Source organism: Desulfatiglans sp., assembly GCA_012513605.1.
Classification (GTDB): domain Bacteria; phylum Desulfobacterota; class DSM-4660; order Desulfatiglandales; family HGW-15; genus JAAZBV01.
In genome coordinates this window covers 33,311-45,556 of the sequence record JAAZBV010000089.1, presented here as the reverse complement: position 1 = coordinate 45,556, position 12,246 = coordinate 33,311, and the positions used below count along the sequence as shown (strand labels likewise).

14 protein-coding genes and 1 tRNA gene are annotated in these 12,246 nt (G+C 42.5%); 12 read left to right on the top strand and 3 right to left on the bottom strand.

All coding sequences use genetic code 11. The annotated features are described in order from the left end of the window. Positions 1–105 precede the first annotated feature (105 nt). From GX654_11900 to GX654_11870, 7 genes are all read left to right on the top strand, one after another. A complete protein-coding gene (locus tag GX654_11900; GenBank protein ID NLD37560.1) occupies positions 106–567 on the top strand; it encodes a PTS sugar transporter subunit IIA in 462 nt (153 codons plus the stop codon). A 101-nt stretch (positions 568–668) separates the two neighbouring features. After that, positions 669–1,064 (top strand): PTS sugar transporter subunit IIA, encoded by a 396-nt coding sequence (locus tag GX654_11895; protein ID NLD37559.1) that lies wholly within the window; start codon positions 669–671, stop codon positions 1,062–1,064. Continuing rightward, positions 1,061–1,567: a ribosomal protein S18-alanine N-acetyltransferase gene (gene rimI, locus GX654_11890; protein ID NLD37558.1), complete on the top strand. Its 507-nt coding sequence runs from the start codon at positions 1,061–1,063 to the stop codon at positions 1,565–1,567. The genes GX654_11895 and rimI overlap by 4 nt, the downstream gene beginning before the upstream one ends. A 132-nt stretch (positions 1,568–1,699) precedes the next feature. After that, positions 1,700–2,701 carry a type I glyceraldehyde-3-phosphate dehydrogenase gene (gene gap / locus GX654_11885; protein NLD37557.1) on the top strand — a complete coding sequence of 334 codons (1,002 nt, stop codon included), beginning with the start codon at positions 1,700–1,702 and terminating at the stop codon, positions 2,699–2,701. Positions 2,702–2,724: 23 nt separating this feature from the next. Further along, a complete protein-coding gene (locus GX654_11880; protein ID NLD37556.1) occupies positions 2,725–3,489 on the top strand; it encodes a triose-phosphate isomerase in 765 nt (254 codons plus the stop codon). Positions 3,490–3,661: 172 nt separating this feature from the next. Continuing rightward, entirely contained in the window at positions 3,662–3,982 is a 321-nt protein-coding gene (gene secG / locus GX654_11875) for a preprotein translocase subunit SecG (protein NLD37555.1), read from the top strand. A gap of 12 nt (positions 3,983–3,994) precedes the next feature. Continuing rightward, positions 3,995–4,079 (top strand) — tRNA-Leu (locus GX654_11870). Between the two features lie 46 nt (positions 4,080–4,125). Here GX654_11870 and GX654_11865 read toward each other — a convergent pair. Continuing rightward, positions 4,126–4,644 carry a lipocalin-like domain-containing protein gene (locus GX654_11865; GenBank protein ID NLD37554.1) on the bottom strand — a complete coding sequence of 173 codons (519 nt, stop codon included), beginning with the start codon at positions 4,642–4,644 and terminating at the stop codon, positions 4,126–4,128. A gap of 255 nt (positions 4,645–4,899) precedes the next feature. On the opposite strand from GX654_11865, the gene GX654_11860 reads away from it, so the two are divergent. From GX654_11860 to GX654_11850, 3 genes are all read left to right on the top strand, one after another. Further along, complete coding sequence (locus GX654_11860) at positions 4,900–5,607, top strand: hypothetical protein (protein NLD37553.1); 708 nt, start codon at positions 4,900–4,902, stop codon at positions 5,605–5,607. Positions 5,608–5,648: 41 nt separating this feature from the next. Next, on the top strand, positions 5,649–6,341 hold the full coding sequence (locus GX654_11855) for a glycosyltransferase family 2 protein (protein ID NLD37552.1): 693 nt from the start codon (positions 5,649–5,651) through the stop codon (positions 6,339–6,341). 275 nt (positions 6,342–6,616) lie between these two features. Next, a complete protein-coding gene (locus GX654_11850; protein NLD37551.1) occupies positions 6,617–7,198 on the top strand; it encodes a PEP-CTERM sorting domain-containing protein in 582 nt (193 codons plus the stop codon). An 81-nt stretch (positions 7,199–7,279) separates the two neighbouring features. Here the strand turns inward: GX654_11850 and GX654_11845 are convergent, their stop codons facing one another. Beyond that, the gene (locus GX654_11845; protein NLD37550.1) at positions 7,280–7,879 is read right to left on the bottom strand and encodes a hypothetical protein; all 600 of its coding nucleotides are present in this window, start codon (positions 7,877–7,879) and stop codon (positions 7,280–7,282) included. A gap of 356 nt (positions 7,880–8,235) precedes the next feature. After that, on the bottom strand, positions 8,236–9,120 hold the full coding sequence (locus GX654_11840) for a helix-turn-helix transcriptional regulator (protein NLD37549.1): 885 nt from the start codon (positions 9,118–9,120) through the stop codon (positions 8,236–8,238). 340 nt (positions 9,121–9,460) lie between these two features. Between GX654_11840 and GX654_11835 the strand changes: the two genes are divergently transcribed. Together GX654_11835 and GX654_11830 are read left to right on the top strand one after the other, a co-directional pair. Then, entirely contained in the window at positions 9,461–10,549 is a 1,089-nt protein-coding gene (locus tag GX654_11835) for a sugar ABC transporter substrate-binding protein (protein ID NLD37548.1), read from the top strand. Positions 10,550–10,705: 156 nt separating this feature from the next. Then, positions 10,706–12,244 carry an ATP-binding cassette domain-containing protein gene (locus GX654_11830; protein NLD37547.1) on the top strand — a complete coding sequence of 513 codons (1,539 nt, stop codon included), beginning with the start codon at positions 10,706–10,708 and terminating at the stop codon, positions 12,242–12,244. Positions 12,245–12,246: the final 2 nt, after the last annotated feature.

Genomic DNA, 12,246 nt, shown 5'->3' with positions numbered 1-12,246 from the left:
TGAACGTTTAGGTTCATGAACTTCAAGGGGGAGGGCATACTTTTAAAAAAGAGTAGCCCTTTCCTGTTATATCTGTAAATATAGAATAACCTTTGATAAATAATTATGAAACTATCAGACCTTTTAAACATAAAAAATATCACTGTTGCCATGAAGGCAAGGAACAAGAATCTGGCGATTGAAGAGCTGGCAGATTTAATTGTTGAATCCCATCATTCAATTAAAAAGGATGACCTGATCAGGATCCTGCTTGAAAGAGAGCGACTGGGCAGCACAGGAATAGGAGACGGGGTAGCCATACCCCATGGTAAGGTACCTGGAATCATAGAACCGATTATCTCCTTTGGAAAGAGCGAGGCAGGGCTTGATTTTGATTCCATAGACGGGCAGCCTGTTTACCTGTTTTTTCTCCTTGTTGCTCCGGAAAACTCAGCCAATATACATTTGAAGGCCCTTGCCAGGATAGCCAGGATATTAAAAAATCAATCATTACGAAAACAATTACTTGAGGCAAAAACCAGGGAAGATATATATAAGGTCATAATTAATGATGATGAGGAACTCTGATAGACTGCATAACAAAAGTAATGGGTAAAGGCATTATAAGCATAAGGTCTTTGGCTGGATAACCCTCTTCTAATATTATAAACGATCAAACAGGACAGGACATGATAGGAATATTAATTGTTACACATTGTGACCTCGGGAAGGAATTTCTTAATGCTGCCGAGTTTATAGTCGGTAGCGTGCAGGGGGCGGATTTTATATCTATAACCCAGACATCAGACTCAGAGGAGATCCACAGGGCAATAGCTGAAAAAATAAACTCCCTGAATATCGGCGAAGGGGTAATAATTTTAACAGACATGTTCGGGGGCACACCCTCAAATATAAGCCTGTCATTTCTTAAGGATGAAATGGTGGAGGTAATAACAGGTGTCAACCTCCCGATGGTACTTGCCATTGCCCAGAACAGGGAGGGGAGTACCCTGAGTTCCCTAGCAAAAAAGGCACAGGAGGCCGCCAAAATGGGTATTTCCCTTGCGGGAAACCTCCTTAAATGACTGAAGAGTCCACGGGCATATGGGTGGATTACAGCCTGAAAAAGGAGTGGTCTGATTTTAAGACATATGAGGATCAGGTCATAGAAATTGAAAGGGCCTCTTTTCCTGTACCATGGAGTGAAAGATCTTTTAAAGAGGAGATAAACAGGGACATATCAAATCTATGGGCACTTATCATCCAGAAACAGATATATGCATATATCTGTTTCTGGATGTTCGATAAAGAGATTCACATTCTGAATTTTGCCGTGCATCCGCAGAAAAGGAGACATGGTCTTGGAAAATACCTGTTAATGATGGTAATTAATACAGGCACTGCTCACGGAATAGAAAATATCTGGCTTGAAGTAAGGCCCACAAATGGTCCGGCCCTTTCTATATATACAAAATTAGGGTTTTCTGATGTGGGCCGCAGGAAAGGCTATTACAGTGATTCACAGGAGGATGCCATTATCATGGCCCTTGATCTTGCAGGAAACACTGTTCAGGGTGTAAGAGGTTAAAAAATGTGTGGGATAAATATGAACCCGTTAATTTTTTATGGCCTGGCAGAGATACACAGGGAAATAAAAAAATGTCTGACATGGCTATATTAAGGTTTAAAAATTAATAATCATTTTTTCAGGAGGAAGGAAATGACAATAAAGGTTGGTATAAATGGTTTTGGGCGGATAGGCAGGATGGTCTTCAGGGCAGGACTTGCCAAGAAGGGAGTAGAGTTTGTCGCTATCAATGATCTTACAGATACAAAAACACTGGCGCATCTCTTAAAATATGACTCAACCGCCGGAACGCTTGATGCTGAAATTAAATGCACGGATAAGTCTCTGACAGTTAACGGCAAAGAGATCAAGGTTTATGCAGAAAAAGACCCTGCAAAGATACCCTGGGGTGACGTTGGCGCAGAATATGTCGTTGAAAGCACTGGGCTTTTTACAGAAAGATCAAAGGCAGCAGTTCACCTTGAGGCCGGCGCAAGCAAGGTAATAATCTCTGCCCCGGCAGAAAAACCTGATATTACTATTGTTATGGGTGTAAACCAGACAGAGTATGACCCTCAGAAACATAACATTATTTCAAATGCCTCATGTACAACAAACTGCCTTGCCCCTGTATGCAAGGTTCTACTTGATAATTTCGGTATAGAAAAAGGGCTTATGACAACCACCCATGCCTATACCGGTGATCAGAGGCTTCTGGATTTTCCCCATAAGGATTTAAGACGGGCCAGGGCTGCGGCGCTCTCAATGGTTCCTACAACAACAGGCGCTGCAAAGGCTGTTTCACTGGTGCTCCCAAAACTTGCCGGAAAGCTTAACGGCCTTGCAATCAGGGTACCTACCCCGAATGTATCTGTTGTTGACCTTGTTGCACAACTCAGCCGTATAGCAACAGTGGATGAGGTTAATAAGGCACTTAAAGAGGCGGCAGAAGGGCCGTTAAAGGGTATACTTGCCTACTGTGATCTTCCCCTTGTATCCATTGACTTTAACGGGACACCCGTATCATCCACGGTTGATGCCATGTCAACAATGGCGGTTGGCGGTGATATGATAAAGGTACTCTCATGGTATGACAATGAATACGGCTACTCATGCAGGGTGGTGGATCTTATCAATTACATGGCAGGCTGCTAAAACATTTTAGAGGGGAGGTTTTTATGCCTGAACGTACACCTATGATCGCGGGAAACTGGAAGATGAACCTCGGGTTAAAGGAGTCCCGTGATCTGGTAAAATCCATTGCAGAGGGGATAAAGGCAGTGGGGGATATTGATGTGCTTGTTGCCCCGCCATTTATCAACATACCGGCAGTTAAAAGTGCTATTGGTAAAAGCAGTATACTTCTGGCTGCCCAGAATATGTATCATGAAAAAAGCGGGGCTTTTACCGGCGAGGTTGCGCCCCAGATGCTTCTGCAAAATGGCTGCACACATGTAATACTTGGCCATTCTGAAAGAAGGAGCATTTTTGGCGAGACAAGTGAAATGGTCAATAAAAAGGTTGGGGCTGCCATTAAGGCGGGGCTTATACCTATTGTGTGTATCGGTGAAACCATAAAGGAGAGGGAGGCCGGAAAGACCTTTGATATTTTGGGCACACAGCTGGAAGGTTCCCTTGCCTATTTTATTGCCAAGGAAAGCATCTCTTTAAGTGCGATAATTGCCTATGAGCCGATCTGGGCAATCGGCACAGGGCTTACCGCAACACCAGAGCAGGCCCAGGAGGTGCATAAATTCATCAGGGCATGGCTCAAGGACAGGTTTGGGGCTGAGAGCGCCGACACAATACGGATACTGTATGGCGGGAGTGTAAAACCGGAAAATGCGTCTTATCTCATGTCCATGCCGGATATTGACGGGGCATTGGTCGGGGGGGCAAGCCTTACCGCCGCCTCATTTATGGGGATCATCAATTATAAATAGCGGTTTACAGCAGGGGGTGTTTTTTAAAAAACACCCCCTGCTAACACCAAATGACGTCTGCAATGAAAATTTTTATTGATTTTTTTAATTTTTAAACATATATTTCCGAATTCTTTTAGTGCAGTTAAAAATAAAAAGCCTCACAATTTCAAGTGAGTAGCAGGGATAAAAAATGATTGTTGTCATAATATTACATGTAATTGTTTGTATAGCCCTTATTTTAATAGTCCTCTTGCAGAAGGGGAAGGGTGCAGACATGGGGGCAGCCTTTGGAGGCTCCAGCCAGGCGGTATTCGGGGGCGCAGGCGCTTCCTCCTTTTTATCAAAGATAACAACAGCTGCTGCCATTATCTTTATGATTACATGTTTATTGCTGAGCGTTCTTGGAAAGGGAGGTAAAAGCGAATCCATTATGGAAGGGGCACAGGTTAAGATTCCTGCCGCACAGACCGGGAGCGCTACTCCAGGGGATACGCAGGCAGAAGAGAAATAAGATTTTAAAATTGCCGAAGTGGTGGAATTGGTAGACACACTATCTTGAGGGGGTAGCGGGGAGACCCGTGCGGGTTCAAATCCCGCCTTCGGCACCACAGGTTAAAAAGGGCATTAACATCTTATTAATGCCCTTTTTTTATACTACTCCAGTCTTTCAAAGACATATTTTACAGCCATGTCACCATAACCCATCTTGCCGTCAGCAGAGGGCTTTATAGCCTGCATGCCCGGCATAACCATCTTGTCATACTGCGGTTCAAGTATGAGGTTATCTCCTTCCATATAGCACTTGAATGTCATTGTCCCTAAGGAAGGGAATGCAGCTATTTTATGATGGACAATTATCTCATCACCGGTAAACTCATATGTCCCGGCATCTGCCATGAATGAGCGGTTGGCTGAAGGCGCTGTTTCACCCGGAGCGGCTTTTGGGGTAAAATCACGGATTGCGCTATAGTGCTTTTTGGCTATATATACCATGAACTTTGCGTCATCACGGTTTCTTTTGTTTTCGCCAACACCCACATCCATGTTTTTAAGGCTCCACACCCCCTGGATTTTATTTGCATCGGCCTTAATCACCTTTTTGGTCTCTGCGGCCTGTACAGTTAAAAAAGAAAAAACAATCAATAGAATTAGAATAAAAATCGGACGTTTCATAACATTTCTCCTTCATGTAAAATAAATTGTGGTTAATAATTTGAATTTTTTTAAAATACATCTTTATTTTTGTTAAAGAAAGGATTTTGTTTCCAAAAATTTGCGGGAAAAATAGCAGATAAAGCTGAGGCATTATTCAAAAGTCATATATTATATAATTTTTTTAGCTATTGTATGCACGGAATATCTCATTTATAGTCACAAGCAAATTGTTATGATTTTTGGTTTTCTTAACCCATACTGTTTGAGCGTATTATGTCATTAAAAACAAGATTGATATTCAATTTATTTCTTCAAGTATTGATCCTGCTCCTTATTGCAGGCGCGGCACATGCCTGGTATGGGAAAACACACTTTGCCATTGCAAAAAGGGCCGGTTACAGATACTGGTATAATGCCGCTGCCGCTGATATTGCCAGGCTTAAGGCAGGCGATATTGAGAAGTATAACCATTTTGTAAATAACAGGAAGGGCGCAAAGATCACCCCTGATATGGTGCTGGCCCAGATAAAAAAATATGATTCACCCCGGGACCGCAAAGGCCATCTGTACGGTGCAATAGTTGGCTCCATCAGGGGGTATATTAAGGCCAAAAGGGAGGGTAAGTTTGCTGAGGATCACATGGCCTTTTGTGTCCATTATATCGGTGATTTATCCATGCCCCTTCATAATATTGAATACACTCCATTTAATAAGAGATACCACCTTGATATGGATGGCATCCTGGAACAGAAGGTACTGGATAACCTCTTTGAAATAAAGATGGAAAAGATAACGATTAAAACAGAAAATGACCTTATAAAAGAAATATGCCGCATTGCAAGCATATCAATGGAGCTTGGCTTCAGGCTTGAAAAGGAGGAGAGGATGATGACAAAGGCTGAGGCATACAGGCAGATAAGCATGAGCGCTTCGCTTTTAAAGGCGGTTATCGAGTATGCTGATTATAAGACTCATCGTTAATCATGCTTTAAAAATAAGAATACTTACCCTCTGGGCCAGAAATGTATAAAAACAAAAAAATATCAGTGATAATCCCTGCACTGAATGAAGAAAAATCTATCTCCCTGGTGATAAATGACCTGCCCGGTGATATTGCGGATCAGATCATTGTGGTTGATAATGGGAGCAGCGACAACACAGCTCAGGTTGCTCAAAGGGCAGGGGCATTAGTACTCAGGGAAGAGAAAAGGGGTTATGGAGCTGCATGCCAGAGAGGTATTAAAGAGGCTGAGGATTCTGATATTATAGTAATACTTGATGCAGACTACAGCGATTACCCTGAGAGGGTAACTCAGCTTCTTGACCCGATAATAGAACTGGATTTTGATATGGTGTTGGGTTCAAGGACAATGGGTAATGCGGAAAAGGGCTCTCTGACCATACCGCAGCGTTTTGGCAACAGGCTTGCCACATGGCTGATAAAAGGGGTGACAGGCTTCAGATATACAGATATGGGACCCTTCCGGGCTGTAAAGACCCAGAAATTTAAAGAGCTACACATGAAAGATAAAAACTATGGCTGGAATGTGGAGATGCAGATAAAGGCAGTAAAGCAGGGGTTTAAGATCAAAGAGGTACCAGCGGATTATAGAAACCGCATAGGAGAATCAAAGATTAGCGGGACTGTTTCAGGCGTGATAAAAGCAGGGATCAAGATAATCTATTCGGTTTTCAGGTATAACCGCAGCCTTTAAATAGGAGGTGTGTATTTTTTTACCTGCTGATAAGAAGTGAATTACACAGTATTTTTGGTAAAGGTTTACATATCTTTGTTATTTTAAATCCGATCATTTTTAAAAATAAAATATTAAAGATGCAACATATTGATATCTAAAGTAAATAAATGTTTTAATATTATTCCATATCTTTCAGCATTATTGGCACTGCTCTTGCTCTACTAATCTGCAAAACGATGTTAACAAACAACCTTTACTGTATGTGTATACAGAAGATAGAAGGAGGAAATATTATGAAAAAACTATTTTTATTATTTTTATTATGCCTTACAAGTGGAATGGTTGCCCATGCGGATACAATAACACTAGATTTAAATACATCATCTCAGTATTATTTAGGCACCATTTCTTTTTCTGATCCTAAAGTGAACAATAATTCAAGTCCTGGAGAAGAAGTTGGTTACATTAACCAATTAATTACTTTATACCCAGGAGCATCAGCAATTAGCATTATTGATGATCCCTATACTCGTACAAATAATTGTCCGCCACCATTACTTCCTGCGGTAGAGCTGGGTTCCTTCAAAGATGAAACAGATGATAATGATGGTTTTAGTACAAGTATTGATGTTACTGGATATACCTATGTTTATGCAAAATACGGGCAAGATGCATATGTCTGGTATGTAGCTGGAATTCCAGTTGATTATGATAGTTTTGTTTTTAACGTATCCCAAAATATTAACAATTCAGACGTGTCTCATATCTCTATGTACAAAAGCGCTTCGCCTGTCCCGGAACCTGCAACAATGCTTCTGCTTGGGTCAGGTTTGTTAGGGCTAGCAGGCTTTGGAAGAAAGAAATTTAAAAAGTAATTAATTGATCTGATCAATCAATAAAAACCAAAAAGGCAGGGTAAATTTAACCCTGCTTTTTTTATTTCTGCCCCTTTATCTTTACTGGCCTGTCTGACTTGTAATTACCACCGTATCAGGCTCACTGTTCACCTTGCCATCATTTACAATGAGCGTGAGGGTATAAATACCATCAATATCAGGAGTAAACTGGGCAGTAGGGAAATTCACATTAGAAAAAACTACAGCTTCACTCCCTTCAGGTGCATCTAGCGCCCAATAGTATGTCAATGTATCACCATCAGGATCAGAACTGCTGCTGCCATTCAAGGAAACAGCCGTGCCAGTACTTGCTGTCTGATCAGGGCCGGCATTGGCTGTTGGCGGGAAATTAGAGACTGCTGTTATTACCGCCATATCAGGCGCACTGTTTACCTTGCCGTCATTAACAATGAGAGTCAGGGTATAAACACCATCTATGTCAGGTGTTAAAAAGGGCTCACTGCTTGTCGGATTGGTAAGAGAGGCTGTACTCCCTTCAGGACGCTCCATGGTCCAACTATATGTTAACGGGTCATTATCAGCATCAGAACTGCTGGTGCCATTCAAGGTAGCAATTGTACCGGTTTTTACTGTCTGATCTGCACCCGCATTGGCTGTGGGTGGAGTATTGTCGCCAAGCAGTAAAAATAGCCAGGGCATGGAGCCAGCTTTTACGGTGGTTGCGCTTAAGCAACAAAAAATTCCAAAAAACAATATTATGAATCCAGGTTTTAATATGCGCATATTATATTCCTTTTTTAATAGCCTTCTTTGATTTAGTAAGACCTTTAATTAAAAGTTTTTTCGAGATAAACACATTTACAATTTACGATTCGTGGTAATTATAACAGCACAATCTGAACATGTAACCATAATTATTTTTATACCCATAGGTTAATAAAAGATTCCCTGGTTAATAATTGTTATGATTTTTAAAGCCTGAGATAGAAAAAAATATATTAGATCTGATCAATCAATAAACCCGAAAAGGCAGGGTCTTTTGACCCTGCCTTTTTTTATGCCTTTATATCCCTTACCGGCCTTCCTTCAATATACCCTCTGTAACCCTGTGGTTCCATCTGAAACCTTGGCGCATCCGCATCTGCCCATTTAAAACCATAAATCTCAGGATTGTACTGCTTCATTACATCCCACAGATCATGTATGGCCCCTTCAAACGCCTCATCCTTAAATGGCGGCCCCTGAAAAATCATCATCTTGCATGGCTTGAGGTCAATTATTTCAAAGCCTTCAGGCACCTGTCCTTGGTAATTTACCGGCACCTCCACTCCCATTATATATTGTGATGTACCCTTTTTTATCATGCCTTTTGGGAGCCATGCGCCAACCGGTTCATACAGGGCTTCTTTAATGCTAACCAGGATACCCCATATATCGCAACCCACCTCTTCACAATATTTAAAATACTCTGTGGCCTTTACCCCTCTTTTAGTGATCATCTTCCTGGCCGGTCTTTCCACCACCTGCACAAAAACCGCTACTGTTTTACACCCTGTTTTCTCATTTTCCATAAAAATCTCCTTTTTTTCAGGTTTAAATTGAGAGGAGTCCATCACGCGATAAGGGATAAACAATTTTACAGGCGGGGTATGTTTTTTATACTCCTTTGGTGAAATACCGAATTCCCTGGAAAAGGCACGGGTAAACCCCTCATGGGAATCAAAAACAAAATCAAGGGCCACATCAATCACCTTTGATCTTTCATCCCTGAGCTTAAGCGCCGCCTGAGAGAGCCTTATTGCCCTGATATACTCAAATGGATTTTTCCCGGTCAGCTCCTTGAAAACCCTTGAGGTATGCCAGGGTGATAACCCGCATGACTGAGCAAGGTCATAAAGTGAAATAGAATCATTGATGTGCGCCTTTATATAGTCCTGCATTTTACCTACTGTATTTATTTTATCCCTGATCAACGATCTCACCTCCTTTAAAAAGAGAATACAGGGAATATGGATATATTTCTTGACCCCGGTTGCTCAGATTGTTTTTTTTATATAAATTTAAACATATATCTCTTCAAATTTCTTCTGGCTGTTATCCCCTTTTTACTTCTTCCCGGTTTTACAGGCAAATGTCTTGAAGAAGAAAAATGGATGATATATAAAACCAATTATCAGTTGGGGTATAAAATAACGAACCTTATACCTCCTGTCATTTGGTAACAGGGATAATTAATAATGCTGATATCATAATCTATTTAAAATTTTTGGAGGAAATATTATGAGGAGATTTCTTTTTGCATTAACTGTTGCGCTGTTTCTTTTTGGTATCTCTGGATGTTCAAAAGAGGGTAAAGAGGAAAAGGGCGCTAAAGAGGCGGGTGGGAAGATAAAGATCGGCCTTTCCTTTTCTGACTTTGCCACAGAGCGCTGGGCAGTTGAGCGCGATATTATGACAAAGATGCTTGAAGAAAAAGGGTATGAGGTTATGGCCCAGGAGGCAAACCATGATACCAGGGTGCAGAATGACCAGATAGAAAACATGGTTACAAAAGGGGCAAAGGCAATACTCATAGTAGCTGAAGACGGGGCCTCCTGTTCCATCGCTGTGGACAAGGCAGCCAAAGCGGGTGTGCCCTGCGTAGCCTATGACAGGCTTATTAAAACACCAAACCTGGCCTGCTATATCTCCTTTGATAATGTAGCGGTAGGCCGCCAGCAGGCTTTAGGTGTGCTCAAGGTAAAGGACAGCGGCAGGTTTGTGCTGCTTGGTGGTAGCCCCACAGACAACAATGCTGTACTTTTCAGAAACGGGCAAATGGAGGTGCTTCAGCCACTTATTGATAAGGGCCAGATACAGATTGTTGCAGACCAGTGGGTAGATAACTGGGAGCAGGAGATCGCCCTAAAGAAGATGGAGAATATCCTTACCGCATTAAAGAATGAGATAGATGCGGTAGTTGCATCAAATGACGGCACTGCCCTTGGCGCAATACAGGCATTAAAGGCACAGAAGCTGAGCGGGATAGTCCCGATATCAGGCCAGGATGCAACCGCTGCTGGATGCAGATCAATAGTTGATGGTGATCTGACCATGACCGTGTTCAAGGATGTGCGGTTGCTGACCCCACTTGCGGTTGATATTGCAATAAAGCTTGCCAATAAAGAAAGTATTGAGGGGCTTCAGAATTTTTCCCTTGCTGCCCTTACACTTGATAAAAACATTAAGGGGGAGATCCCATGCCGGTTCCTCGATGTAATACAGGTAGATAAAAACAATATTTATGATACTGTAGTAAAAAGCGGGTTCCAGAAATGGGAAGAGGTATACGCTGGTTTACCGGAGGCAGATAGGCCACCAAAGCCATAGGGTTTAGCATATGATATTTTACACCCTGTAGAGACAAGGCATGCCTTGTCTCTACAAAACGTATGATATATTGATTGGTTGGGTGGGGGTGTTTTCTCCCCCTCCCCCAGCCCCTCCCGCAAGTGGAGGGGAGGACATTGCTGGAAGGTTTCCATAATGGATAATTTTATTTTACAAATAAAAAACATCACCAAAAAATTCCCCGGTGTAACGGCCCTCTCGGATATCTCCTTTAATGTGAAAAGGGGTGAGATACACGGCCTGGCTGGGGAAAACGGGGCTGGCAAATCAACACTGGTAAAGATACTTTCGGGTGTATACCCCGCAGATACATATATGGGCACTGTCATATATGATGGCGAGGAGCTTAATTTTGATCGTGAGGCCTTAAGAAGCGCCATGGATATGGGTATAGCAGTGGTATATCAGGAGCTTCTGCTTGTGCCTGAGATGACAGTGGGTGAAAACATCTTTTTGGGCCGTGAGCCTGTAACCGCGAGTGGCTCTGTAAACTGGAACAAACTCTATGCGGATACCAGGGAGTTGCTTAAGAAATACAATCTGAACATACCCTTCTCCGCAAAGGTCTCCTCCCTTGGTGTTGGCAAACAGCAGATGGTGGTTATTGCAAAGGCCCTCTCTGAAAATGTTAAGGTGCTTATCCTTGATGAGCCCACCTCAGCCCTGACCGAGGCGGAGGTTGATACCCTCATGACGATACTTGAGCGGCTCAGGAAGGATGGCATTACCTGCATCTATATCACACACAAACTCAATGAGTTTTTCAGAATCACAGACACCATAACTGTATTTCGTGACGGCACGGTTGTTGATACGGTAAAGACAAAGGAGATCACCACTGAAAAGATCATCTCCATGATGGTTGGCCGTGAGATGAAGGAGAGATATCCGGCTGAAACCCGTAACCCGGGTGATGCTGTGATGGAGGCAACAGGGATATCTGTACCTGACCCTCTGCTTCAGCATAAAAAACTGGTTGATGATGTAAGCTTTTATGTGAAGAAGGGTGAGATCCTGGGTATAGCAGGCCTGATGGGGTCGGGCCGCACTGAGCTTGTCTCCGCCATATTCGGTGAGTACGGGAAAGGCCGACAGGGCACTATAAAAATAAACGGCGAAGAGGTCTCTATCCTTTCAGCGCGCGATGCTATAAATAATGGAATAAGCCTTGTGCCAGAAGACAGAAAACTTCTGGGGCTTATTGTAAGCCAATCCATTTTAAAAAACATCTCTTTACCAAACATGGATCAGTTTACCAGAGGCTTCAGTGTTAACCGGCACAAGGAGTATTATGAATGCAATGAAATGTCCAAAAGGCTCTCTGTAAAATGCCCGTCCATTCATTCAATCGTGGAGTCACTCAGCGGTGGGAACCAGCAGAAGGTGGTGCTTGCAAAATGCATCATGTCAAACCCCAGGATACTCATCCTGGATGAGCCTACAAGGGGCATAGATGTAGGGGCAAAATATGAGATATACAAACTCATGAACATGCTGGCAGGTCAGGGGGTGGCCATAATAATGGTTTCAAGCGAACTCCCTGAGATACTTGGCATGAGTGACAGGATACTTGTGATGCACGAAGGCAGATGTACAGGCATTATTGATAATGACGAGAATGCGACACAGGAACGTATAATGACCCTCGCAACAGGAACATCGGTTTTAAATTAATT

Excerpts from the sequence above, each read along its gene's own strand:
- GX654_11855 (NLD37552.1), top strand. The coding sequence starts at position 5,649 with ATGTATAAAAACAAAAAAATATCAGTGATAATCCCTGCACTGAATGAA.
- GX654_11830 (NLD37547.1), top strand. The coding sequence starts at position 10,706 with ATGGATAATTTTATTTTACAAATAAAAAACATCACCAAAAAATTCCCC.
- GX654_11880 (NLD37556.1), top strand. The coding sequence starts at position 2,725 with ATGCCTGAACGTACACCTATGATCGCGGGAAACTGGAAGATGAACCTC.
- GX654_11850 (NLD37551.1), top strand. The coding sequence starts at position 6,617 with ATGAAAAAACTATTTTTATTATTTTTATTATGCCTTACAAGTGGAATG.
- GX654_11865 (NLD37554.1), bottom strand. The coding sequence starts at position 4,644 with ATGAAACGTCCGATTTTTATTCTAATTCTATTGATTGTTTTTTCTTTT.
- GX654_11895 (NLD37559.1), top strand. The coding sequence starts at position 669 with ATGATAGGAATATTAATTGTTACACATTGTGACCTCGGGAAGGAATTT.
- GX654_11835 (NLD37548.1), top strand. The coding sequence starts at position 9,461 with ATGAGGAGATTTCTTTTTGCATTAACTGTTGCGCTGTTTCTTTTTGGT.
- GX654_11840 (NLD37549.1), bottom strand. The coding sequence starts at position 9,120 with ATGCAGGACTATATAAAGGCGCACATCAATGATTCTATTTCACTTTAT.
- rimI (NLD37558.1), top strand. The coding sequence starts at position 1,061 with ATGACTGAAGAGTCCACGGGCATATGGGTGGATTACAGCCTGAAAAAG.
- GX654_11860 (NLD37553.1), top strand. The coding sequence starts at position 4,900 with ATGTCATTAAAAACAAGATTGATATTCAATTTATTTCTTCAAGTATTG.
- gap (NLD37557.1), top strand. The coding sequence starts at position 1,700 with ATGACAATAAAGGTTGGTATAAATGGTTTTGGGCGGATAGGCAGGATG.
- secG (NLD37555.1), top strand. The coding sequence starts at position 3,662 with ATGATTGTTGTCATAATATTACATGTAATTGTTTGTATAGCCCTTATT.
- GX654_11900 (NLD37560.1), top strand. The coding sequence starts at position 106 with ATGAAACTATCAGACCTTTTAAACATAAAAAATATCACTGTTGCCATG.
- GX654_11845 (NLD37550.1), bottom strand. The coding sequence starts at position 7,879 with ATGCCCTGGCTATTTTTACTGCTTGGCGACAATACTCCACCCACAGCC.